Below are 24,168 nucleotides of genomic sequence, written 5' to 3' on the forward strand. Positions count from 1 at the left end.
ATTCAGTCGGCGGTGCGATTGGCATCCTGTTAAGGTCCTGCCGTATTTAGCTAAGTAGTATCGTGCCGTCAATATTCGTAAATAGTTGGTCCTTCGCTTCCATGCGGTTCATCGCGGTGATCACGGTTGAGTTTTTTGCGCTGACAATGAGCGCGGCTTGATCAGTCAACACGAGTGAATCCCGGATTCCTTTCCTCTTCGCCTCGTCTACTTTCTCTGAGATGTGCGCCCATTCTGCATCGGTCATTTGAATGCCTCGTTCTTGCAGCCGATCGTTAGCATGTTTACTAATCTTTAGTTTTTCAGGCCGTGTCGCGTGCTGTAAATGTTCGAGAAATGACTGCTTTGACTGCGCTTGTATTTGTCCTTGGCGTATGGGTGGTGGTGATGGAATGCGATGGATATCGATCTTGTTCATAACATCGCCCCATTCAATTATTCACTTATAGTAGTAAATTGATTTCCTTCAATTTTCGTGCCGTCTTGCAACACATAATGCAGACTACCTTCTTTATCCGTAACCGATACGACTTTCCCTGTACGTTCTTCTTCGCCTTCCATATAGCCTATTGTCTTACCAATTAACATACTGGCTTGTACTAGGCTGCTTGGTTGACCGACTGCTCCAGTTCCTGAACTAGATCCATTTCCCATTACTTCCGAAATGTTTCCAGGCGAGAGTTCTTTGCCATCCGCCATCGTAAAGATTACTGAACCATTCATATACTTAATAGACTGTATAACGCCAGTCCCTTCATTAATAATCGGCATGTCGTCTTGACCTTTTTTATCTGATACTTCATGCCAACGAATTTCTTTACCTACAAAGCTATTGTATTGAATTAACTGACTCTGGTTTTGTGAATCCGCGAACTTTTCAAATGCTTTTGCCAAGTTCATGGTTTGTTCCAATGATGAAAATTGCGCCATTTGTGCGACAAACTCGGTATCTTTCATCGGATTGGTTGGATCTTGGTTAGCCATCTGGGCAATTAAGATTTTCATAAAAGCGTCTTTCCCCATCGTATCGGGTCCTGTTTTCCGTTGATCTCGTTGCTTGTTGACTAAATACATTGATTCAGTAATTGCATTTTTCGTTGTTGCTGAATTTGTTCCTTCTGGCAATTTTTACGCCTCCAATTCAATCATGAATTCTTGGAATGTTTGTTCTTGTTCATTCGAATTTTCATTTTGTTCGGTAGCCTGCTCTTTTTGTTGTTGATTCTGCTTATTAAATGCTTGTTCTCTATCGCTCTTCGATGGATCTTGCAGAGTTTGTGATAGGTCAATTCGGTCAACTTGCAGATTTTGTTGATTGAAAGCTTGACGCAACTGATGCATCTGACTGTCGAGCATTTCACGTGCCATCGCAGTAGATGCCAAGATTCTCGCAGTCATTACACCGTTTACCTCCAATAATTCAATACGAATTTGTCCGAGATGTTCCGGATACAGTTTGACTGAAATACGATTCATTCCATTCGTCTGGCCAAAGTTTGCTCGGTTCAAAATGGCTTGGAATTCCCGCATCAATGCTTCACTTCGACTTTCTGGTACCTTCTCTGTAGCATTCATTTGGAATACTGGTCTAGTTTCAGTAGTAGCGACAGCTGACAATGGAGCCACTGTTTCACTTGGCTTTGACTGGTGATTTTGCTGCTCGGTATCTGCGCTCATTTGTTCTGTCGAAATTCGAATGACGTGTTGCATAGTCGGTGGAATTTGTACAGTGTGTTTTACTTCAGGTTGTATGATCTTTTGTTCTAACTGACTTGCGAATTGTGAAAAAATCGGCTGGATCGTTTTCACGAGATCTACTTGCTTTGTAAACAAATCCATCTTAGCTGCTGCCAGTTCAACTGCTTTAAGCAATGCGATCAATTCTACTGCGGATTTTGGCTGTAATTGTCCCATAGCTTCTTTAATGTTTTCAGTTGGTAATTGTTGTAACACATCGAGCACAAACCATATGTCTCCTGTTGCTGCTAACTGATCGAATTGTTCTTTTGTCATGCCGGCATCTTCTAGGACGTTTGTAATCGTTTCTATTAGTTTATCAGGTTCTTCGCTAATTTGATGTGCTAATTGTTGCAGACTAGGAAACTTCTGCAGATTTACTATATTCGTTAATTTCATTTCAACATCTTCATTTAACAAAACTGGAATGTTTTGAAGCTGTTCTTCTTCTACTATTCCAGATAACACTTTTTTGACAGTCGCTTCATTTACTAACTGTGTTTGAAGCAGGCTAGACTCTTTTACTAGCTGCGCAACAACGGGTGACTTAAAAAACTGTTTCAACTCCTCAACCATTCCTTCTAACTTTTCTAAGGAATCGGTGTTGAGAACATTACCTACTAATGTAGTTAGCTCTGAATTAGAACCCACTATTTGTTGCTTAGCCGGAAGAGAACTAGCGGACATGAGACTATGAAACACACTTCCAAATCCTCCACTCTCATTATTAACTGTAGAAATAGATGATTTCAAAGGCATGCCTGGAGAACTCACATTCATTAATAGTCCTAAATTCACTTTTTTCACCTCCCTCAATTGCTATTATACTACTTTGTAAGCATAGAAGTATATTTAGCTGCATCTTCAGGGGACATTTTCTCTAGGATAGCCGCTAAAGTAGCGGGCTTTAGACTAGATAATATTTGGACAGCTTCCGCGTCTCCCATTTTTGTAATAACAGGGGCTGAAGATTTGGCCGACATTTGCTCGTAAGTCGTTACAATTTCTTTGAAATCACGCTTAGATTCACTTTGCGCAAGTTTTAATTTCTCGATTTCTTCATTCAATTTTTCTTTTTCTATTATTAGCGTTTCGTTCGAATCTTTCACTTTTGCAAGTTCATCTTGAACTTCAAATAATTGCGCTTCTTTTTCTTGAATTTCTGCCTGAAGTGAAATGACACGTTCTTCTAATATTAGATCTCCTTCGACCTTTTCCTCAGGTGCTTTTTGTTCAAGGAATGGAATTTTTGATGTCCACTCTTTCGCCTGATCGAAGACGTTAACATCAGCTACTTTGGCTATGATTAAAACGACAGCCGTTGTGAACATAAGAGGTATGATGATCCACGCGAGCAATATTTGGAAAAAGCCAATAGACTTTTTGCTCTGCCCTCCAACTAATTCCTCAGCCTCTTTTTTCTTTTTCAATTTAGCCACTTTACCACCCGTCTTCTCTTGAACGAAACTTCATCGTTGATAGTTCGTCAATTCGATTTATCTCTACGTGTTCCATTTCGGCATCATATTGTTCTTTCCCTATTTCCTTCATTTTTTCAAACTTCTTCACTTCGATATTTTTCTCCAGCAACTGTGATTCATACCAATTCATTTTCGAACGGGACTTCATCACTTCTTGCTGAATATGATCAATCGTTAGGTCAAGTGTATTAATGAATCGGGAGTAACTGTGCAAATCATCGATGGAAAAACCTGTAGTCATTCGTTGTTGCTGTTCTTCTAGGACAGTTTCTTTCTTTTTCATCTGGTCATACAGTTGTGTTGCGATTTTTTCAAATTCTTCAATCGCCTCTTTATAAGCCATTTCTGTTTCATCACGTTCTTGTTCCCGTAAATTCAGCACTTTATCAAAACGATAACGGAAAGAAGTCATCTACGTTCTCCTCCTCCAGAAGCTAACGCAATCATTTCATATACCGTATCCTCTAATTGAATATTCTCATTAAATTTCTGTTTTAGAAAGTCGGTAATGATTGGTTCATATTCAATCGCTTCATCGATTTCGCGTGACGTCCCTTTTTTATATGCACCAATATTAATTAAGTCCTCAGATTTATCATAGGCATAATACAGTTCGCGTAATTTTGCGGCCGCTTTCAAATGATCAGGATCTGCAATGTGATTCATCAGACGACTGACACTTTTCAAAATATTGATCGCGGGGTACTGACCTTTATTGGCAAGCGTACGATCTAAGACTATATGACCGTCAAGAATGCCTCGCACAGCATCCGCTATCGGCTCATTCATATCGTCACCATCAACTAGCACTGTGTAGAATGCAGTGATCGCTCCTTTTTCATTAGTTCCACTACGTTCTAATAATTTAGGTAGAATAGCGAAAACAGAGGGCGTATAGCCTCGCGTTGCAGGCGGTTCACCTACCGCTAGCCCAATCTCACGCTGCGCCATGGCTACGCGTGTGACTGAGTCCATCATCAACATAACGTTCAGACCTTTATCCCGGAAGTACTCTGCGATGGCTGTTGCTGTCATGGCGCCTTTAATTCGCATAAGTGCGGGCTGATCAGAAGTCGCTGCAACTACAATTGTTCTTTTTAATCCTTCTGGCCCTAGGTCTCTATCGATAAACTCACGGACTTCACGGCCACGTTCTCCTATGAGGGCGATGACGTTAATATCCGCTTCTGTATTGCGTGCAATCATCCCTAACAATGTACTTTTACCGACACCCGAACCTGCGAAAATCCCTACACGCTGACCGCTACCCACCGTTAACATACCATCGATTGCTTTCACCCCTACTGCTAACTTGTCGTTAATAGTAGGGCGTGTCAAAACGTTTGGTGGACTGTTTTCTGTACGAACAGTTGCCAAACCTTTAGGTAACGCGCTTGAATCAATAGGTTTCCCTAAAGAGTCGAGGACTTTTCCTAATAGATTCATACCTACTTTCACTTCAAGAGGCTTACCTAATGTTTCGACTAAGCAGCCACTTGAAATATTGCGTATATCGGTGTAAGGCATCAGCATGACAATTTCTTCCCTAAATCCCACAACTTCTGCTTGAATTAGAGAACGTCCCCCTTCAGGAACGTTCAAATGGATGAAACATACATCCCCGATCGACGATTCAGGACCTTCAGATTCTATTAATAATCCTACAACCCGTATTACCCGACCATATTTTTTCAATGTGTTGATGTTTGGAATGATTGGAATTAAATCTTCGGCTTTCTTCAAATTCACACACCATCTTCCATGATTTTCACCAATTGCTCTTTCAGTTCATTCAGTTGCTCATCTACACTCACTACAATTCGACCATGGTTCGTTTCGATAAAACAATCTGTTGCATTGAAATCTTCATTGACGAAAATGAGGAATGGAGTTTCGGGCGGAAAGATTGAAGCAAGTTCAGAGCGATGTGTCGTTACCATTTTAAACTGTTCAGTCGGTACGAATAATTTTACCTCTTTGCTCTCTTGCGCTTCCTTAATCCCTTTACGCACGATGGATAAATACGTCTCGTCGTCTTCCTCTAACGCTTTATTAATTATTCGTTCCGCCGAGTGCATTCCGATATTCAAAATTACTCGTTCTTGATTGATTAAATATTGCGTTGCGTTCTCGTAAGATAATGTAGTAGTTTCGTTCGCAGCCTCTACCATTTCACGCATTTCCGCTATTGCTTTATTGCGCCCATCATCGAATCCGACTTGAAAGCCTTCGTCATATGCCCGTTGTTGCAGTTCTTCTTTTTCACTCTCCCAAGCTGCATGCATCGATTCGATATCCGCTGCTGCTTGATCCAATCGCTGTTTAATTTCGGTATCTACAATATTCTTTCGTTGCTCCATCTCTTGCAACAAGCGATTGCGTTCCATGAACATCTCGCCTGTGCTAACTGGCTCCTCCACTGCCTCAGCGGGTTCCATCGATTGCAAATTGCGTATGGATATTGCTTTTGTGGGACGTTGATTCATTACAGTTCGCTCGGAACGAAACAGATTAGACAATGATGTCATCTCCTCCACCACGCGCTATGATGATTTCTCCGGCATCTTCAAGTCTGCGAATGATCCCTACAATTCGAGACTGCGCTTCCTCCACGTCACGAAGTCGAACAGGACCCATTACATCCATTTCTTCCTTGAAAGATTCTGCCATACGTTGTGACATGTTCTTGAATAATATATCTTTCACTTCTTCACTGGATACTTTCATCGCTAAAATCAAGTCTTCATTTTCACAGTCACGGATGACACGTTGAATTGAGCGGTTATCCAACGTGATAATATCTTCGAAAACAAACATTCTTTTGCGAATTTCTTCGGCTAGCTCTGGATCTTGAATTTCAAGAGCATCCAGAATCGTTTTCTCTGTCGAACGATCTACGCCATTTAACACTTCAACGACTGCATCTACGCCACCTGTTTCGGTAAAGTCTTGAGTTACAGTAGATGATAATTTTCGTTCAAGTACTGCTTCTATCTCACTGATTACTTCCGGTGAGGTTGATTCCATAGTAGCTATTCGTTTGGCAATATCCGCTTGCATTTCTTGCGGAAGCTGCGACAAGATTAATCCCGCTTGCTCCGCTTCCAAATAAGACAAAATTAATGCAATTGTCTGCGGATGTTCATTTTGGATAAAGTTTAGTATTTGCGATGGTTCCGCGCGTCTTGCAAAATCAAACGGTCGCACTTGGAGTGAAGATGTCAGACGGTTAATGATTGCTTGGGCATGTTCTTTTCCGAGTGCTTTTTCAAGTACAGTCTTGGCATAGCCAATCCCACCCTGAGAAATATAATCCTGCGCAAGAGCGATATTATGAAATTCTTCAATAATTTCTTCTTTTACAGAGGATTCCACTTTTTTCACACCGGAAATCTCCAACGTCAGTTGCTCAATCTCTTCTTCATTCAAATGCTTATAGACTGAAGCCGACACCTCTGGCCCCAATGAGATAAGCAAAAGAGCAGCTTTTTGTTTTCCTGACATGTCTTTATCTTTCTTAACCAACTAAACCCCTCCGTTACTCCTTGGTGATCCATGTTCGCAATAATTTCGCAAACTCTTCTGGTTTATCTTTAGCTATTTTTTCTAGTTGTTTTCTACGAGTTGTCGCTTCTGTCTCTTGTTCCATATTGATGTCATCGACTTGTACTGAATCAAATTGAGTCTGAGCTTGTTCCATTGCCAACTCTTCTTCCATTTCTGCTTCGTTGCGTCTCTTGCGTACGAACAGTACAACAAGAACAATGACTGCAAGTAGCAAGACACCGCCAATCAAATATACCCACCAAGGGATGACAGTCTTAGTATCTTCAAACGCAACGTTTTTCCCTTTTAATGGTTGAACCGAAACGGCTATTTTCTCAGCTAGTATTTCATCGGTTAATTCTCCAGCTACTTCTTTGTCCAATGAAGTACGTACTATGGTCTCTAAAATTCGTTCAACATCTTGTCGCACTTCTGGAGCCAATGAAGTTGGATCATCAGCAGTAGGCGGTTCAATCATAACTTGTATACCGATATTACTTATCTTGTATGGGCTCTCTACTATATCTTTTCTAATTCTATTTACTTCATTATTAATTGTTTCTTCTAGACGTTCGTAATCACCGTTTCCGCCTTCACCTTCAACATACGTAGTACGACTATCAGTCGGATCTTCCGCTTCAGGTGTACCGCCTACTGCAGGATTCGTACCCGAGAATGATTCAGTTATCCGTTGTACACTTAATGCAATACCTTCCATGTTTTCTGGATCGACAGGCGTCACAAGGTTCTCTTCACGTTGTTCTTTCTTAAAGTCGATATCTGTCGTAACAGACACAACTACTTTATCTTGTCCCATCAACGTACCGAGCATCATTTGAACCTGTCGTTGTAAGTCACGCTCGATCGTCTTTTTCACGCCCATTTGATCCGTCACATTAGCCCCGTAAGAATTTCCTGAATCTTTTAGATCAAAGTACTCAAAATATTGGTTCTGGATGACGATATTCTCATTAGATAGATTAGGCAAGCTCTTTGATACTAAATTATAAAGTGCTGTAATTTGTTGCTCTGAAAAGTTTTGTCCGGGATTCGTCTTTAACATGATCGCTGCACTAGCTTCTGATGTTGTGTCATTTACGAAAATTCCCTCTGTTGGTAAGGTAAGCATGACTTTTGCGTCCTTAATACCTTCTATACCCTTTATTAGATTAGCTAATTCTGTTTGCATCGCAGCAAGCTTAATCATATTAAATTCATTATCGGTAGTACCAAACCCCGCATTATCCGAGAAGAATGAATAATCGATTAGACCGGAATCTGGAAATCCTTCTGCCGCTAGTGATACACGTAGATTATCCAGTTGTTTTTCAGGTACCGAAATTGCAGTACCGCCCGGTTCCACCAGGTAAGGTACTCCTTGTCCATCTAGGACTTCTTTTATACGTCCAATCTCAGATGGCGACACTTCTGAATAAAGCGTTACATATGTAGTACGGGACATAGTCATTGTTAAAAAAACCGCCAGCGCAATAATGCCAGCCGCTATCGTTATATATATAATTTTTTGATTCTTTGTTCGACTTCCCCAGAAAGCTTTGAGATCCGCCCTGAGCTTTGTCAATCTTTCTTTCATTCTAATCCCCCGGTCAGCCTCACTAGGCGCAATTCCATTTACGCCTAGTGCTTTCTATCAATTAGACAGGCATTCTAATGATTTCTTGGTATGCTTCTACCACTTTATTACGCACTTCCATTGTTGCATTGAATGCGATACTCGCCTTTTGTGCCGAGATCATCACATTATGTAAATCGACATCTTCACCTTTTACAAGTTTTGCTGTCATAGTATCCGAGACCTTTTGCGTTTCATTTACTTGATGAATCGCGTCGTTTAACATTGCCGAGAAATTCTGTTGAGCTTCGAAAGGTGTTTTTTGTGCTTTAACTTCAGGTTGCTGGATTGACATAGCAGGCATAGCACCTGTAATTGATTGTATCGCCATCTAGTTCACCCCTAATAGAATACTAGTATATTATTTTCCGATCTCCAATGCTTTCATTAACATAGATTTATTTGCATTCAACGCTGTTACATTCGCTTCATACGATCTAGTTGCAGACATTAAATCAATCATTTCGCGTAAAGGGTCGATATTTGGCATTTCCACATACCCTTCTTCATTCGCATCTGGATGAGAGGGATCAAATACCAATTTGAATGGAGTCTCCCGATCTTCTTTCACACGTGTTACGGCCACTCCATTTCCTGCATTCCCATGTGAGTGAACTCCCTTTGCCGCTTGCAAAAATGAAGAAAACTGTCCTTCCTTCGGTTGTAACGTGACGGTTTTTCTTCTATACGGCTGCCACTCGCCATCTACTTGCTTGGCCCGAGTTGAATCAACATTCGCCATATTTGAAGAAATGACATCCATACGTAAGCGTTGAGCAGTCAATGCAGAAGCCGATGAATTCAGACTATGAAATATACTCATCATCAACGTCCCCCTTTAATAACACTTTGTAATGAATTGAATTTCCCATTTAATCGCTCTATTAGCGCGGAATTATAAATTTGATTTGCCGCTAAGTCTGCCTGTTGTTTGTCCATATCCACGCCATTGCGATCTTGTCGGTAACGGAAGTTTGATATGTCGAATGTTTTACTTGGCGTGGAATGTGTAAAGTCTAAATGCTTGGAGTCGGTCTTATATGCTTCTAGAACTTTACTATTCTCATTAGAAAACACTTCTTTAAAGTTAACATTTTTAGTTTTATAGTTGGGTGTGTCTACATTCGCTATATTTTGCGAGATTGCTTTCCCTTTTGCAGACGAGTAATTCAATCCTTTTTCAAGCAGGTTGATGGTACCACCATAAATCTCCATCGTTTCCCCACCCTTCCCTTATTTAGTCCATTTTTCGCGGTTTTTTTCAGAATTCTACTTATACCATACTATTCTTTAATACTATTTTCGATAAAATTATTCCTTATTTTTCTACTACTCTATTGTAGCGGAGACTAATGATTTTTGTCCAATGTTTTATAAATCTTTTTATAGTACAAAGTAACCACCCTGAAGAGTTCAGAGTAATCCATACATTATAACTAATTACTAAGTATCATATAAATTTTTCTACAAAATTTGTGGTAAGTGGTTTTCCATTCTAATTTGAGTTTCTTTGGCACAATTTGCCGCATTATGTAAACAGAAATGCTATATCAGCTGATATAATTTTTCCTACTTCCCTATCCTTCTACTCAATATTAAGATCTTAATTAACATTTCTCACGTAGCATAAAAAGCAACATGAATTCCGACCTATAAAGGAGGTAGTTTATTGAGAAAAATAAAAAACTGAAGAAAATCCGTAATGACGGAAGTTCCTTCAGTTTCTAAACACTTATCTTTCAAGTGGTAGTCGTATTATGAATTGTGTTTTTCAAGCTCTTCTAGGAATTTATCGTTCAATACTTTAATATACGTACCTTTCATTCCTAAAGAACGCGATTCAATAACGCCAGCACTTTCAAGTTTACGAAGGGCATTGACGATTACTGAACGTGTAATTCCTACACGATCAGCAATTTTAGACGCTACAAGTAATCCTTCGTTTCCGTCTAACTCTTTGAAGATATGTTCAATCGCTTCATGCTCGCTGTAAGACAATGAGTTAATAGCCATTTGTACAACCGCTTTGCTACGCGCTTCATGTTCAATTTCCTCGGACTTTTCACGTAAGATTTCCATACCTACTACTGTTGCACCATATTCAGCAAGGATTAGATCATCTTCTGTAAAACCATCTTTTAATCGCGCAAGAATCAAAGTACCCAAGCGTTCGCCACCACCAATGATAGGTACGATCGTAGTTAAACCTTCTTGGAATAGTTCTTTGTTTTCGATAGGGAATACTGTATGTTCGCTCTCAATGTCAATATTTGGAGACGTTTCATTAATCTGGAACAAACGAGTTGTATACTCTTCAGGAAATTTACGTTCTTCAAACATTTTTTTCATGCGATCATTATCAATTTGGTGATGGATTTCTAAACCAAGTAATTTACCTCTTCTGCTCACGATAAACGCATTACAATCAATTACGTCGCTCAGCTCTTCTGCCATCTCTTTAAAGTTAACAGGACCACCTGCACCTTGTTGTAACATTGCATTGATTTTTCTTGTTTTGACTAATAAACTCATTTCTATTGTTCCTCCTCAAGGTTTTATTCTGACTTTAATGAATATTCTAAAGCTTTTCAATCATTAAATAAACTATTACGTCTTCATTATAAAATAAAATGTGACAAATCTTTGTTCTTTACAATGCCATCAAGCTTTTCATCTACATATGCTGGCGTGATCTTGATGGAAGCAGGTCCGATTTCTGCCGCTTCGAATGATAAATCTTCTAGCAACTTCTCCAAAATCGTATGCAATCTTCTTGCGCCAATATTTTCTGTTTCATTATTTACTTCAAATGCGATTTCAGCCAGTTTACTGATCGCTTCATCCGTAAATTCAATTTCAACCTCTTCTGTTGCAAGAAGGCGTTCATATTGTTTTAATAAAGAAAAATCCGGTTCACGTAGTATGCGCTCAAAATCATCTTTTTTCAATTTGTCCAATTCTACACGAATTGGGAATCTACCTTGTAACTCAGGAATAATATCGGACGGCTTCGACATATGGAATGCTCCAGCAGCAATGAACAATATATAATCTGTCTTAACAGCGCCATACTTTGTTGTGACTGTAGAACCTTCAACAATCGGTAAAATATCACGTTGTACACCTTCACGGGAGACTTCCCCAGAAGACTTTTGATTGCTACTTGCTATTTTATCCATCTCGTCTAGGAAAATAATTCCCGCCTGTTCAGTTAATTCGATTCCCTTACGTGCCACTTCATCTTGATCAATTAACTTATCCGCTTCTTCCGCTTCCAGTACAATTCTTGCATCTTTTACTTTCATGCGACGCTGAATTTTTTTCTTCGGCATAAGCGAAGATAAAGCGTCTTGCATACCCGACATTTGATCCATACCAGACCCTTGCAACGCATCAAATAAAGAGGGTTGTTGCGCTTGTACTTCTACCGTCACCATTTTTTCTTCGATGCTACCATTCGCAAGTTGTTCAGCGATGTCTGAACGCTTTCGTCTAATTTCGGATTGATCTTCTTTTTGTTCGGGTTCAGGCTGTGTTTTTTGACCGAAAAACATTTCGAAAGGGTTTTGTCCTTCGGTATTCTTTTTCGCTTCAGGGACCAATAGCTTTACTAAACGTTCTTCCGCTAACTTTTGGGACTGCTCTTTTACGGCTTCACGCATATCTTCTTTTACCATTCGTACTCCGACTTCGGTTAAATCGCGAATCATTGACTCTACATCTCGTCCTACATATCCGACTTCCGTAAATTTTGTTGCTTCGACCTTTACGAAAGGTGCATGAATTAACTTGGCAATTCTTCGAGCAATTTCTGTCTTCCCGACACCAGTAGGTCCAATCATCAAAATGTTTTTCGGAATGATCTCTTCTTGTTCCTCAGCAGACAATTGCATACGACGATAACGATTACGCATAGCAACCGCAACTGCCTTTTTAGCTTTTTCCTGCCCAATAATATAACGATTTAAATACGCTGTTAGCGCTTTAGGAGTCATTTCTAGCTTCATCACTTAAAGCACCTCCACGATAATATTATGATTAGTAAACACACAAATATCGGCAGCTGTCTCAAGTGAAATTTTAGCTATTTCTTCCGCCGTTAATTCATGGCTGTGCTTCTTCAGTGCACGTCCAGCCGCTAGTGCATAATTGCCTCCGGAACCGATTGCCAATACTCCATCATCCGGCTCTATTACTTCACCAGTACCTGAAACAAGTAATAGTGTATTTTCATCCATAACGAGTAACAGTGCTTCTAACTTACGTAAGATCCGATCTCCACGCCATTCTTTAGCAAGTTCAACTGACGCGCGTTGAAGATTCCCATCGTATTCATTGAGTTTAGCCTCAAATAAGTCAAATAGCGTAAATGCATCCGCTACGGAACCAGCAAAACCAGCTAAGACTTTGCCGTTGAATAATCTACGAACTTTCTTCGCTGTGTGTTTCATGACGACCGACTCGCCCATCGTCACTTGCCCATCACCTGACATTGCACATTGCCCATCATGATGAATAGCAAATATCGTTGTTGCATGAAATTTCATTATAGTTCCTCCTAAGCACGAGGGTGCGTTTGTAAATAAGTTTGGCGTAAGTGTTCATTTGTGACATGGGTATAGACTTGAGTTGAAGATAAATGGCTATGTCCCAGTAGCTCTTGTACTGACCGAAGATCCGCACCTGCGCCAAGCAAATGTGTCGCAAACGTATGGCGAATCATATGTGGCGTAATATTAGTATGCAAGGACGCTCTCTTCATTAAGTCATCTAATATATAGCGCACGCCACGATCCGTCAAAGGATCTCCACGTAAATTGACAAACAGTTTTGTATGCTTCTTTTGCTTTATCAATTGTGGTCGACTACTGTCTATATAGTTCTGCAATGCTTCCCCTGCAAAACTTCCAAATGGCACAAAACGTTCTTTCCGTCCTTTACCCATTACTTTTACAATTCCTAAATAATGATCCACATCTTGCACTTCGATTTCTACTAGTTCCCCAACACGGATTCCCGTCGCATAAAGCAACTCGAGTAAAGCACGATCACGCAAAGAGCGAAAATCCTCACCCGTCGTAACTGCAAAAAGCTTTTCCAACTCTTGCTGATAGAAAAAAGCAGGAAGGCGTTCTTCTTGCTTCGGATGATACAATAATCGAAATGCTTGATCTTCAATCCCGTAACGAGCATTAATGAATGTAAAGAATGACCGAATGGCTGATATTTTCCTGGAAATGCTTGTTCTTGCATACGAACGATCATATAAACGTGTAACATATAATCTAGCTACAGGATAGTCGACGTCCTCCAACTTCCCAATTCCCTCTTCTTGCAGAAACAATAAAAAATCCCGAAGGTCTTTTTCATACTCCGCGACCGTGTAGGATGAGTAGTTTTTCTCTAGTCGAATATAGGATACATATTCTTCTGCCAATTGTTTTATTTCAGGAATCATTTTATCACCTCAATACGAATTGATCATCGTACAACGTGCACCTGAAAATACGAAAGATTGTTGATTATATATAGTGCGATATAAACTATCAAAGCCGAATGTAGTCCATTAAACACTATACATTAGCAAGGATTATTGGGCAACTTTGAAAAACTGATTCTTTATCATTTTTAAATTAAAGAACCATTTCCGTCACATAACAGTCAAATTACTTTAATGCTAAGTAATTATTTATCATACTGTTCATCATTTCCCTAATTGTAAGACGTTATACCAACTAGAAAGTTGCACAATGCGACCACAACAAAAAAACTGAAGATAAAACTCCGATTAGATGGAGTCCTATCTTCAGTTCGTCCTTAAGTTGTTAAAGTAAAGTTTTTTATAATTTTGTCGTAGATTTAAATTCTTGTAATGCATCCAATGCGCGTGTCGCATGTTTGTCCGCTCGTTCGGCTTTTGTTCTATAGCGCCTATTCAGCTCAGGGAATAATCCGAAGTTGATGTTAATCGGCTGGAAGTTATTTGGATCAGCTTCCGTAATATAACGCGCCATGCTGCCAAGTGCCGTTTCTCTTGGAAATCGGACCGGTCTCTTGCCTTTTGCCAATTGTGCCGCATTAATACCTGCAATCAATCCTGATCCTGCTGATTCAACATAGCCTTCTACCCCTGTTACTTGACCGGCAAATAGGATGGTTGGTTGTGATTTCAGCTGATATGTGCAGTTCAATACTCTAGGGGAGTTGATGAATGTATTACGATGCATTACGCCGTAACGTACGATATCCACATTTTCTAATCCAGGTATCAGTTTCAATACTTCTTTCTGGGCTCCCCATTTTAGATGCGTCTGAAATCCTACTAGGTTATATAATGTTCCCGCAGCGTTGTCCTGGCGTAACTGAACAACTGCTATTGGTTCTTTTCCTGTTTTAGGGTCTTCAAGTCCAACCGGTTTTAAAGGACCGAATAACATCGTTTTCACACCGCGCTTCGCCATCTCTTCAATTGGCATACATCCTTCAAAGTAAAGTTCTTTCTCAAAATCTTTTAAAGGCGCCACTTCAGCTGATGTTAAAGCCTCATAGAAACGCTCGAATTCCTCTGCGTTCATAGGGCAGTTTAAATAGGCTGCTTCACCTTTATCATAGCGTGATTTCAAATAAACTTTATCCATATCAATGGAATCAGCCTCTACGATGGGAGCCGCAGCATCATAGAAATATAAATAATCCTCACCAGTTAGCTGTCTAATTTCTTCAGCTAATGCTGGAGATGTTAATGGACCAGATGCGATTACCGTAATTCCTTCCGGTACTTTTATCACTTCTTCATTGATCACTTCTATATTCGGATGATTCCGGACCTTGTCAGTGACGTTGCCAGCGAATTCGTGTCGATCTACTGCAAGCGCTCCGCCAGCAGGTACCGCGCAATCATCCGCCGCTTGAATAATCAATGAATTTAATTGGCGCATCTCTTCTTTGATGACACCCACTGCGTTTGTCAGATTATTCGCACGTAACGAGTTACTGCATACTAACTCCGCAAATTTATCTGTATGATGGGCAGGGGTTTGCTTCACAGGACGCATTTCGAATAATTTCACTTGGACTCCCCTATTAGCTAATTGCCAAGCTGCCTCACTTCCAGCTAACCCTGCACCGATCACATTTACAATTTGCGTCATTTCAACTACCTCTTTCTCATTATGTTGAATTATTTCTAACTTACTAGTTTTGTGGTTCTTCCTTATAATCACATTCAGGATATTGATCACAACCAAAGAAAATTCTCTTCGTCTTGCTTTTTCGCTCGACGACTTCGCCTTCTTTACACTTTGGACATTTTACACCGATCGGTTTGATGATAGCCTTCGTATTACGACAATCTGGGAAGTTGGAGCATGCCATGAATTTTCCGTAGCGGCCCATCTTATAGACCATTGGAGAACTACATTTTTCACAATCTTCACCCGCTGGCTCATCCTTGATTTCAATCTTTTCCATTTCGGCATCCGCTACTTCTACGTGCTTTTCGAAATCACGATAGAAATCATCGATCACTGTCCGCCATTCGATTGTACCTTCTTCCACATGGTCAAGACGTTGTTCCATCTGCCTCGTAAATTCGATGTCAATGATATCAGGGAAGTATTGATTAACTGCCTGATGGACGATTACTCCAAGTTCTGTCGGAATAAACCGCTTGGCATCTAGCGTGACATAGCCACGCTTTTGAATGGTGTCAAGTGTAGGTGCATACGTAGAAGGTCTCCCTATACCTAACTCCTCAAGCGTCTTCACTAAACGCGCCTCCGAATATCTAGGCGGTGGCTGTGTGAAATGCTGTTTCGGATCCACGTCTGCATATTTAATACGCTCACCTTCTTCAAGTGGCGGTAATATATTTTCTTTTTCTTCTTGTTGGTCATCATTGCCTTCAATATATACTTTCATAAACCCCGGGAATTTCACTTGAGATCCCGATGCTCTAAAACGAATATCCCCATTTAAGAAATCTGCAGTCACTGTATCCAAAACAGCCGGTGCCATTTGACTAGCGATGAGACGTTCCCAAATTAGTTTATAAAGTCGATGTTGGTCTCTTGTTAAAAACGCTTTCATAGCATCTGGGGGACGCATAGCTGAAGTAGGTCTTACTGCTTCGTGCGCATCCTGCGTCTTCGCTTTAACTTTCGTTTTTTTCGTACTAGTTGAAATAAACTCTTCACCGTACATCGTATGGATGAATGACTTCACTTCTTCTCTTGCGGTATCAGAAATTCTCGTCGAGTCGGTACGCATATAAGTAATTAAACCAACTGTACCTTCTTTTCCAATCGCAATTCCTTCATATAATTGTTGCGCAAGCATCATCGTCTTCCTTGCGCGGAAGTTCAGCTTGCGTGCTGCCTCCTGCTGAAGTGATGATGTAGTGAACGGCAACGCTGGATTACGTTTACGTTCTTTCTTCACTACTGTGGATACTTCGAATTCGTCCGGTTTTATCGAATTGACTATTTTTTCCACTTGTTCTTGATTCGTTAGTTTCACTTTTTCAACTGCATCACCGTAAAATTGCCCTTCAAACGTTTTATCATCTTTAGTGAATTGTGAAGTGATGGACCAATACTCTTCAGGCTCAAATGCATTGATTTCATTTTCCCGATCGATAATCAAACGCAAAGCAACTGATTGCACACGCCCCGCGGATAATCCTTTCTTAACTTTCTTCCAAAGAATCGGACTGATGTTATAGCCTACTAGTCTATCCAAAATCCTTCTTGCTTGCTGCGCATCTACTAAATCCATATCAATTGGACGGGGGTGTTTAAATGATTCTTTAATTGCCTCTTTTGTAATTTCATTGAACACCACGCGGCAATCTGATTCTATATCTACACCTAATTGATGTGATAAATGCCAAGCTATCGCTTCTCCTTCGCGATCCGGGTCAGCTGCGAGGAAAACTTTCTTCGCTTTTTTCGCTTCTTTTTTCAAATCTTGAAGTATCGGTCCTTTACCTCGGATTGTAATATACTTCGGTTCATAATTATTTTCGGTATCTACACCCATTTGACTGCGGGGTAAATCGCGTAAATGACCGAGTGATGCACTGACTTTATACTTCTTTCCTAAGTAACGTTCAATCGTTTTCGCTTTAGCAGGCGATTCCACTATTACTAAGTAATCTGCCATATCGTTCCCTCCTCAGAGAGATTTCTTTATATTTATTCAGCAAAAGAATATCTGTTGCAAAATGTATAACAGTTTTTCAAATAAAGCAACCTTTTAAACATTTTACAAAAAGAGGATATGCCCCATCACAGTAAAGAATCAATAATCTGATAACCACTCCACAACGGCTTGGCTCCTTCATCCAACAGCTTATTTGGACCTACTGAAAGAGGGGAATCTATGGCACCAGGTACTGCAAATATTTCTTTTCCATGATCGAGAGCATGCTCAACGGTACTCATCGTTCCGCTTCTTTCGACAGATTCTGTAATGACTAGCACGTTAGATAAACCACTGATAATTCGATTACGCATAGGAAATGTCCATTTGGCTGGTGGAAAGTATGGTGGATACTCCGTCACAAGTAAATGATTTTCCGCCATTTCTTCTGCTATTTTTTGATTCCTTTTCGGATACATGTGAGAAAACCCATGACCTAATACGCCAATTGTTTCCCCGCCATAGTCGATCGCAGCTTGATGCGCCATCGTGTCAGCTCCGGCTGCTAAGCCTGAAACAATTGGGATCTGACGGTCGACGAGTGGTGGCACAATAAATTCCAGCGCCATTTTGGAATAGCTCGTAGCTGTACGGGAGCCGATTATTCCGACACGAGGATGTTTTTTCAATAAAAGTTTATTCCCTTTCGTATAAAGAACCGATGGCGGATCACATAATTGCTTTAATTCTTCGGGATAATTCGAATGATAGTACGTAATGGGTACCACATGGTTTATCTTCAGCATATCTACTATAGGAAGACGGGAAATTTCTCTATATTTCTCTGGGAATTGTTTCATTCTCTCTATAGGCAAATTAAAAATATTCGACCATTGAAGGGCCGAGTAAGAATGTAGATCCTCTAATAAAGGGTTCTCCTGCAATAGCTTCGTAAAACGATTAAAAGGTACAGGATGGATATAATGTACGTACAGTAAATGTAGTTGCTGATTGGTATAGAGCATCGAATTCTCCTCTGTTCGACACTACAAGCAAGAGCACGAAAAAAGGAGTAGCAATTAAGCTACTCCTTTTAGTTTACTTCGTTTTACATTTCTCGTATAGTCCTTTTTCTTTCAGGACTTTGATTAATGTTTCACCTATGACTGAAGGTGTATCAGCAACTTGAACATCCGCTGCTTGTAGCGCTTTGATTTTATCAGCAGCTGTACCTTTACCACCGGAAATTATAGCACCTGCGTGTCCCATACGCTTGCCTTCAGGTGCAGTTTGACCACCGATAAAGCCTACTACAGGCTTCGTCATATTTTCTTTGATCCAAGCGGCTGCTTCTTCCTCTGCAGTACCACCAATTTCACCGATCATGACGACTGCATAAGTTTCTGGATCTTCATTGAACGCTTTCAAGACATCGATAAAGTTTGTACCATTTACCGGGTCTCCACCAATTCCGACAGCTGTAGTTTGACCAATGCCTTCTTGAGTTAACTGGTGAACTGCTTCATAAGTCAGTGTACCTGAACGAGAAACTACGCCCACATGCCCTTTAGTATGAATATAACCTGGCATAATACCGATTTTCGTCTCGTCTGCCGTAATAACGCCTGGACAGTTTGGACCAATCAATCGTGTCTTTTTGCCTTCCATATAACGTTTCACTTTGATCATATCTAAGACTGGAATATGCTCCGTAATACAGATTGTCATGTCTAGTCCTGCGTCGACGCCTTCCATAATGGCATCTGCCGCATACGGTGCAGGTACATAAATAATGGAAACTGTTGCACCTGTTTCTTTTACTGCTTCTTCCACAGTGTCAAATACCGGCACACCTTCCGCCGTCTGACCGCCTTTACCAGGCGTTACGCCAGCGACAATTTTCGTACCATATTCCAACATTTGCTGTGTGTGGAACAGGGCAGTGGAACCTGTAATTCCTTGTACAATTACTTTTGTATCTTTATTCACATAAATACTCATGATTTGTACCTGCCTTTCTTATCCTATCAACTCAACGATTTTTTTCGCGCCCTCTGCCATAGAATCCGCTGCAACGATATTGATGCCGGATTCTTGTAGCAAGGCTTTCCCGCGTTCTACATTCGTTCCTTCAAGACGTACGACAAGAGGTACTTGAAGACCAACTTCTTTAGCTGCCTCAATAACACCTTCAGCAATTACGTCACATTTCATTATTCCACCAAAGATATTAACGAAAATACCTTTAACTTTTGGATCGGATAAAATGATTTTGAAAGCGGCTGCTACTTTTTCTTTCTTTGCACCGCCCCCAACATCTAAGAAGTTAGCGGGTTCTCCGCCGTAGTAGTGGATCGTATCCATTGTAGCCATCGCTAAACCGGCTCCATTTACCATGCAGCCAATGTTTCCGTCAAGAGAAATATAGCTCAGGTCATACTTCGATGCTTCAATTTCTTTCGGATCCTCTTCATCAAAGTCGCGTAATTCCATAATATCTTTATGACGGAATGTAGCATTGTCATCAAAGTTGAATTTCGCATCCAATGCAAGTACACGCTGGTCTTTTGTAACAACCAAAGGATTAATTTCAACAATCGATGCATCTTTTTCGCTGAACACTTTATATAAACCTAAGAAAAAGCTGACTGCTTTATTGATTAAGTTGCTAGGAATTTCCATATTAAACGCCATACGACGTGCTTGGAAAGGAACCAATCCAACTACTGGGTCGATTACTTCATAGAAAATCTTTTCGGGATTATTTTCTGCCACTTCTTCGATTTCCACGCCGCCTTCTGCAGATCCCATCAACGTAACTCGATCTGTTGCGCGGTCAACGACAAGACCAATATAAAATTCTTTTTCGATATCAATTCCTTCTTCAACAAGAAGACGCTTTATTTCTTGTCCTTTAGGACCTGTTTGGTGTGTTACGAGTTGCTTGCCAATTAAATCGGCTGCTACTGCACGCACTTCGTCAAGAGTTTTTACAATTTTGACTCCGCCTGCTTTACCTCGTCCACCTGCATGTATTTGGGCTTTTACCACAATAGGTACTGTACCGATCTCTTTTGCCACTGCCATTGCTTCTTTTGGAGAAAACGCGACACGGCCTTTTGAAACAGCTACTCCGTAATCTCTCAATAACTGCTTCCCTTGATATTCATGGATGTTCATACGTACTGCCTCCATTCGTTTTACAATTGCTTGATGTTCAACTACTGCTTTATTGTAATCAAACTGTCACACATTGTCCAAGAATCGCTATTGCAAATCAAAATTCTTTAATTTCCAACAATTTAAATACGCGCTTACTTCACACTACCTTTTTCACGATCTAAACGATAGATATAGGCAAATACTTCCGATACCGCTTGATATAGTTCTTCAGGTATCGTTTCGTTGACATTTAATTGACCAAGCAATTCCAGCAGACTCGGATCTTGTTGTACGGGAATAGCATGTTCTTGCGCACGCTCGAGAATATTCTCCGCAATTTTTCCTTTTCCTTTAGCTATTACTTTCGGGGCATCCGAAACTTCAGGGTCATAGGATAGTGCAATGGCCTCTTTTCTAGTAAAACGTTGTTCTTCTCTCATATTTTGAAATCTACTCCTCCCTCATCTGATTGGAAGGTACTAGCTGATAATTTGACCTCTTGCTGTTTTTCCGTGAATGGTTTAAAAGTAATACCCGACAGTTTATAGCCGACTCCTTCAAGACCTTCTTTTAATTGATCTTGAAAATCGGTCCCTACTACTTTTAAGGAAGGTATATCATTAAAAATCGTCAAGTTTACCACTTTGTCTTGCACATTCATATCAACCAAGGTCGTCGACAGTGATTCCAATTCCAAATAAAATAATATTCGCGCAAAGGCCGGGTCAATTTTTCCGTTTTCTTTCATTCGACTATTCCATTGCAACGTAGCATCGATTTTCTTGCCGAACATTTCGAGAGGTAGTTGCATGATCAGCTGTTGTTGCGCGCCTAAATCCCCTGACTGTAGTAAAGTCCCATTCATGCGAAACACCATTGCCTCTGCTGCATCACGCAGTGGCGGGGATAGCGAAGGATCCTGTAGCATGCTCAGTAACTGTGGTTTTAATGTGCTAGCCAAATGTGCGATATCAGGTTCTTTCCCCCCGAGCATCGCCTCGTAATTCACGCCTAGTGTACTTAATACATGTTGTATAGCCTCTTTCATGACCACACCGTTCATCGCCTGTGACACTTGAGCTTCAGCTGTCTGGATCAGTTGTTTTACTAGAATATTCCCCGATTTTTCGGCCGTTTGCATTAATGCACGAATTGCCTCATCCGCTTGATCAAATGGTAGTAAGAGTGACTGGACTGACTGTTGTACTTCCTTCATGACCGGTTGCTGCTGAACTGGCACATCCTGCCTACTCGCTTGTTGGATCAATGTGTGACTAAGCTGTTCAACTAGTGCTGTTTTTGCTCCCTCTGTCACTGGTTGTTGCACAAATTGATTCAATATATTTTGCAATGCTTGTTTCATTGATTCAGGTAAAGCGGAATTATTACTCATCTGTTGTGTTAGGTGCTGCATATTCACTTTGATTGTTTCTTGGTCAGATACTGGCGATTGGCTTATTTGACTTATGGCCGCTTGGACCGCTTGCACAGTTGCAGGGATAACTGTAGCTTGTCGCGCAATGCTACTTGGTGCTAACGGTGCGGTTGTTGGTGTCGCAGTGGCTTGAGTCAATACTTTAGTGAATTGCTCAACGATAGCAGCTTTAGAACTAGCTGTCAGCGGCTGTTGGTTTAACTGATTAATTACAGTCCGCAACGTGTTTTTCACATGTTCTGGTAGTGCTACGTCGAATAGTTGTTGTGTGATATTTTGCACAAGCGCTTTTATTGTTTGTTGATTTGTAGCAGGCGTTTGACTCAGTTGACTCACTAAAGAATGTATAGCTTTATTAGAATCCCTTTGATTTATCATGTCGTCAGTAGCATAGTCAGTTTGTGTATTCGCTTTTGTGACCAGCTCAGCCATCACTTGTGGCAAATTGGCCAACGATGTTTGAGCAGGCAATATAGCGGCATTTTTCAATAACTGTAGCGCGGTAAATCGATCTGCTTGAGTAGCTTGTGGATTTAGCAGTTGGGCTACACTTTGATTCAGCAGTTCTTTCCCTATCACGGTGCTTAAAGGAGAGGAAAGAGATTGAATGGTCGCCAGAAGTTGCTCACGCATCGCTGAAGGGAGATTAGAGTCGCTTTGTATGCCGGCTAGCAAAGTCGTCAATTGCTGCGCAATCGTGCTTGTCTGAACTTGTAGGAGTGATTGAAATATAGCTGGCGTGAAAGGTAGTTTCGCTTCAGCTATTTTACCGAGCGTCGTTAGTGCCTCCGCTTTCATTCCATCCGGTAACGATTTCAGAAGGCTGACAGCCTCTAGTATATTTTCTTTTGTCATAGGAATTTTTTGCTTGATAATTGTCGCGAGTATATCTTTCATTTCCTGTGTTTTAGGTACATGTAATGACTCCATTAACTGGGTTAGTTGTGATGACTGGCTTTCTCCACGCATCGGACCAGAAATGACCTGTAACTGTAATTCAGGTTCAGTGCCATTGACCTTGAAGTAATAATGATCTCCTGCTTGCATCGGCACTTCCAATTTAGCATATAACTGCTGATTTCCAACTTGCACTTGCGCCATTTGACCAGGAAATAATTGTGTAACCTTTCCGTGTATCATTTGTCCTTCTTTTAGAGATAACGGTTGGGTTTCCGTAATAGCCCTTGCAGATGAAGCAGATAATGAATGTAAATTCATTGTCGATTCCTCCACATCGTTTTAATCGGTTCGAAAGATTTGCGATGATGTTCACAAAGTCCATGCGTTTCAAGTCCTTGTAGATGTTTCGCCGTTCCATATCCGGCATTTTCATTAAATCCATACCAAGGGAACTCCTCGTGTAATTCATTCATTAGAGCGTCACGTGTTGTTTTCGCTAATATAGAAGCTGCTGCGATAGTTAAGCTTTTTTCATCTCCTTTTATGACGGAGTAACACAGACATGCTGTCTGTAGATTCATTGCGTCTGCTATCACTACATGGGGCGCTACCCGAAGTTCACTTATAGCTATCTCCATCGATTCCTTTGTTGCTTGGTATATATTCAATTCATCAATTACTTTAACAGGCTGCACGTGTATAGCGTACGCCACTGCCTGTTCCTTAATCAGGCGGGCGAATTCTTCTCTTTTCTCCTTAGAAACTTTTTTCGAGTCGTCTAATCCAATTAGGGCAGTGCAATCCTCAGGTAGTATAACGGCAGCTGTAACTACCGGCCCCGCTAACGGTCCTCTTCCCGCCTCGTCAATTCCTGCAACCAATACAACGCGTGAAGATCTATATGAATCGTCAAAGGCTATTTTCTTTTGAAATTCTTGAATAATCGCTTGTTTTTTTTCGTATCGAGTGCGCCATTGACTAATTGCTTGCTGGACGCCTTTTCTACTGTCCGCTTCAAGTTCTGTAAGCCAATCATTCGGTTCTTGTAACTCCGCTAATTGATTTTTTATTTGCTGTATCGTTGTCATTTTCTTCACCTGTCCATCTAAAATATGATTGTCTAAGTAGTATAT

The 24,168-nt window shown here is 40.7% G+C and carries 24 protein-coding genes; all 24 read right to left on the bottom strand.

The window, feature by feature from the left end:
- Positions 1 to 46: 46 nt before the first annotated feature.
- Entirely contained in the window at positions 47 to 418 is a 372-nt protein-coding gene (locus tag CSV75_RS06345) for a TIGR02530 family flagellar biosynthesis protein (RefSeq protein WP_099675133.1), read from the bottom strand.
- Between the two features lie 17 nt (positions 419 to 435).
- The gene (gene flgD / locus CSV75_RS06350; RefSeq protein ID WP_233191594.1) at positions 436 to 1,125 is read right to left on the bottom strand and encodes a flagellar hook assembly protein FlgD; all 690 of its coding nucleotides are present in this window, start codon (positions 1,123 to 1,125) and stop codon (positions 436 to 438) included.
- Positions 1,126 to 1,128: 3 nt separating this feature from the next.
- Entirely contained in the window at positions 1,129 to 2,535 is a 1,407-nt protein-coding gene (locus tag CSV75_RS06355; protein WP_099675134.1) for a flagellar hook-length control protein FliK, read from the bottom strand.
- A gap of 29 nt (positions 2,536 to 2,564) precedes the next feature.
- Positions 2,565 to 3,176, bottom strand: a complete 612-nt coding sequence (locus CSV75_RS06360; protein WP_099675135.1) for a MotE family protein — start codon at positions 3,174 to 3,176, stop codon at positions 2,565 to 2,567.
- A 1-nt stretch (position 3,177) separates the two neighbouring features.
- Positions 3,178 to 3,630, bottom strand: coding sequence for a flagellar export protein FliJ (fliJ, locus tag CSV75_RS06365; RefSeq protein ID WP_099675136.1), 453 nt, complete (start codon positions 3,628 to 3,630; stop codon positions 3,178 to 3,180).
- Positions 3,627 to 4,967, bottom strand: coding sequence for a flagellar protein export ATPase FliI (gene fliI / locus CSV75_RS06370; protein ID WP_099675137.1), 1,341 nt, complete (start codon positions 4,965 to 4,967; stop codon positions 3,627 to 3,629). Before fliI ends, fliJ begins: the two co-directional genes overlap by 4 nt.
- Positions 4,964 to 5,737, bottom strand: a complete 774-nt coding sequence (gene fliH, locus CSV75_RS06375; RefSeq protein ID WP_158231612.1) for a flagellar assembly protein FliH — start codon at positions 5,735 to 5,737, stop codon at positions 4,964 to 4,966. The genes fliI and fliH overlap by 4 nt, the downstream gene beginning before the upstream one ends.
- Positions 5,730 to 6,743 (bottom strand): flagellar motor switch protein FliG, encoded by a 1,014-nt coding sequence (gene fliG / locus CSV75_RS06380; RefSeq protein WP_085133234.1) that lies wholly within the window; start codon positions 6,741 to 6,743, stop codon positions 5,730 to 5,732. The genes fliH and fliG overlap by 8 nt, the downstream gene beginning before the upstream one ends.
- A gap of 13 nt (positions 6,744 to 6,756) precedes the next feature.
- Positions 6,757 to 8,358: a flagellar basal-body MS-ring/collar protein FliF gene (gene fliF / locus CSV75_RS06385; RefSeq protein WP_099675139.1), complete on the bottom strand. Its 1,602-nt coding sequence runs from the start codon at positions 8,356 to 8,358 to the stop codon at positions 6,757 to 6,759.
- Positions 8,359 to 8,419: 61 nt separating this feature from the next.
- Positions 8,420 to 8,728: a flagellar hook-basal body complex protein FliE gene (gene fliE / locus CSV75_RS06390; RefSeq protein ID WP_099630913.1), complete on the bottom strand. Its 309-nt coding sequence runs from the start codon at positions 8,726 to 8,728 to the stop codon at positions 8,420 to 8,422.
- Between the two features lie 30 nt (positions 8,729 to 8,758).
- Positions 8,759 to 9,220, bottom strand: coding sequence for a flagellar basal body rod protein FlgC (gene flgC / locus CSV75_RS06395; RefSeq protein WP_099631030.1), 462 nt, complete (start codon positions 9,218 to 9,220; stop codon positions 8,759 to 8,761).
- A gap of 2 nt (positions 9,221 to 9,222) precedes the next feature.
- A complete protein-coding gene (gene flgB / locus CSV75_RS06400; protein WP_099675140.1) occupies positions 9,223 to 9,612 on the bottom strand; it encodes a flagellar basal body rod protein FlgB in 390 nt (129 codons plus the stop codon).
- Positions 9,613 to 10,152: 540 nt separating this feature from the next.
- Positions 10,153 to 10,929 carry a GTP-sensing pleiotropic transcriptional regulator CodY gene (gene codY / locus CSV75_RS06405; RefSeq protein WP_099675141.1) on the bottom strand — a complete coding sequence of 259 codons (777 nt, stop codon included), beginning with the start codon at positions 10,927 to 10,929 and terminating at the stop codon, positions 10,153 to 10,155.
- 86 nt (positions 10,930 to 11,015) lie between these two features.
- Positions 11,016 to 12,404: an ATP-dependent protease ATPase subunit HslU gene (hslU, locus tag CSV75_RS06410; protein ID WP_099675346.1), complete on the bottom strand. Its 1,389-nt coding sequence runs from the start codon at positions 12,402 to 12,404 to the stop codon at positions 11,016 to 11,018.
- Positions 12,405 to 12,407: 3 nt separating this feature from the next.
- Positions 12,408 to 12,947 (bottom strand): ATP-dependent protease subunit HslV, encoded by a 540-nt coding sequence (hslV, locus tag CSV75_RS06415; RefSeq protein WP_099630910.1) that lies wholly within the window; start codon positions 12,945 to 12,947, stop codon positions 12,408 to 12,410.
- Positions 12,948 to 12,955: 8 nt separating this feature from the next.
- On the bottom strand, positions 12,956 to 13,855 hold the full coding sequence (gene xerC / locus CSV75_RS06420; RefSeq protein WP_099675142.1) for a tyrosine recombinase XerC: 900 nt from the start codon (positions 13,853 to 13,855) through the stop codon (positions 12,956 to 12,958).
- A 382-nt stretch (positions 13,856 to 14,237) separates the two neighbouring features.
- Positions 14,238 to 15,548 carry an FADH(2)-oxidizing methylenetetrahydrofolate--tRNA-(uracil(54)-C(5))-methyltransferase TrmFO gene (gene trmFO, locus CSV75_RS06425; RefSeq protein WP_099675143.1) on the bottom strand — a complete coding sequence of 437 codons (1,311 nt, stop codon included), beginning with the start codon at positions 15,546 to 15,548 and terminating at the stop codon, positions 14,238 to 14,240.
- Positions 15,549 to 15,591: 43 nt separating this feature from the next.
- Entirely contained in the window at positions 15,592 to 17,559 is a 1,968-nt protein-coding gene (topA, locus tag CSV75_RS06430; protein WP_233191595.1) for a type I DNA topoisomerase, read from the bottom strand.
- Between the two features lie 125 nt (positions 17,560 to 17,684).
- Positions 17,685 to 18,563, bottom strand: coding sequence for a DNA-processing protein DprA (dprA, locus tag CSV75_RS06435; protein WP_099675144.1), 879 nt, complete (start codon positions 18,561 to 18,563; stop codon positions 17,685 to 17,687).
- Positions 18,564 to 18,636: 73 nt separating this feature from the next.
- Positions 18,637 to 19,539 (bottom strand): succinate--CoA ligase subunit alpha, encoded by a 903-nt coding sequence (sucD, locus tag CSV75_RS06440; RefSeq protein WP_099675145.1) that lies wholly within the window; start codon positions 19,537 to 19,539, stop codon positions 18,637 to 18,639.
- 18 nt (positions 19,540 to 19,557) lie between these two features.
- Complete coding sequence (gene sucC, locus CSV75_RS06445) at positions 19,558 to 20,718, bottom strand: ADP-forming succinate--CoA ligase subunit beta (RefSeq protein ID WP_099630904.1); 1,161 nt, start codon at positions 20,716 to 20,718, stop codon at positions 19,558 to 19,560.
- 134 nt (positions 20,719 to 20,852) lie between these two features.
- Positions 20,853 to 21,140 (bottom strand): EscU/YscU/HrcU family type III secretion system export apparatus switch protein, encoded by a 288-nt coding sequence (locus CSV75_RS06450; protein ID WP_099630903.1) that lies wholly within the window; start codon positions 21,138 to 21,140, stop codon positions 20,853 to 20,855.
- Positions 21,137 to 23,353 carry a hypothetical protein gene (locus CSV75_RS06455; RefSeq protein WP_099675146.1) on the bottom strand — a complete coding sequence of 739 codons (2,217 nt, stop codon included), beginning with the start codon at positions 23,351 to 23,353 and terminating at the stop codon, positions 21,137 to 21,139. Before CSV75_RS06455 ends, CSV75_RS06450 begins: the two co-directional genes overlap by 4 nt.
- Positions 23,350 to 24,123, bottom strand: a complete 774-nt coding sequence (locus tag CSV75_RS06460) for a ribonuclease HII (RefSeq protein WP_099675147.1) — start codon at positions 24,121 to 24,123, stop codon at positions 23,350 to 23,352. The genes CSV75_RS06455 and CSV75_RS06460 overlap by 4 nt, the downstream gene beginning before the upstream one ends.
- Positions 24,124 to 24,168: the final 45 nt, after the last annotated feature.

It is taken from the genome of Sporosarcina sp. P18a, assembly GCF_002743135.1.
GTDB lineage: Bacteria > Bacillota > Bacilli > Bacillales_A > Planococcaceae > Sporosarcina.

Coding starts and splice junctions, on each gene's coding strand:
- CSV75_RS06345 (WP_099675133.1), bottom strand. CDS start 418: ATGAACAAGATCGATATCCATCGCATTCCATCACCACCACCCATACGC.
- fliJ (WP_099675136.1), bottom strand. CDS start 3,630: ATGACTTCTTTCCGTTATCGTTTTGATAAAGTGCTGAATTTACGGGAA.
- fliF (WP_099675139.1), bottom strand. CDS start 8,358: ATGAAAGAAAGATTGACAAAGCTCAGGGCGGATCTCAAAGCTTTCTGG.
- fliE (WP_099630913.1), bottom strand. CDS start 8,728: ATGGCGATACAATCAATTACAGGTGCTATGCCTGCTATGTCAATCCAG.
- flgC (WP_099631030.1), bottom strand. CDS start 9,220: ATGAGTATATTTCATAGTCTGAATTCATCGGCTTCTGCATTGACTGCT.
- flgB (WP_099675140.1), bottom strand. CDS start 9,612: ATGGAGATTTATGGTGGTACCATCAACCTGCTTGAAAAAGGATTGAAT.
- codY (WP_099675141.1), bottom strand. CDS start 10,929: ATGAGTTTATTAGTCAAAACAAGAAAAATCAATGCAATGTTACAACAA.
- hslU (WP_099675346.1), bottom strand. CDS start 12,404: ATGAAGCTAGAAATGACTCCTAAAGCGCTAACAGCGTATTTAAATCGT.
- xerC (WP_099675142.1), bottom strand. CDS start 13,855: ATGATTCCTGAAATAAAACAATTGGCAGAAGAATATGTATCCTATATT.
- trmFO (WP_099675143.1), bottom strand. CDS start 15,548: ATGACGCAAATTGTAAATGTGATCGGTGCAGGGTTAGCTGGAAGTGAG.
- topA (WP_233191595.1), bottom strand. CDS start 17,559: ATGGCAGATTACTTAGTAATAGTGGAATCGCCTGCTAAAGCGAAAACG.
- dprA (WP_099675144.1), bottom strand. CDS start 18,563: ATGCTCTATACCAATCAGCAACTACATTTACTGTACGTACATTATATC.
- sucD (WP_099675145.1), bottom strand. CDS start 19,539: ATGAGTATTTATGTGAATAAAGATACAAAAGTAATTGTACAAGGAATT.
- sucC (WP_099630904.1), bottom strand. CDS start 20,718: ATGAACATCCATGAATATCAAGGGAAGCAGTTATTGAGAGATTACGGA.
- CSV75_RS06450 (WP_099630903.1), bottom strand. CDS start 21,140: ATGAGAGAAGAACAACGTTTTACTAGAAAAGAGGCCATTGCACTATCC.
- CSV75_RS06455 (WP_099675146.1), bottom strand. CDS start 23,353: ATGAATTTACATTCATTATCTGCTTCATCTGCAAGGGCTATTACGGAA.
- CSV75_RS06460 (WP_099675147.1), bottom strand. CDS start 24,123: ATGACAACGATACAGCAAATAAAAAATCAATTAGCGGAGTTACAAGAA.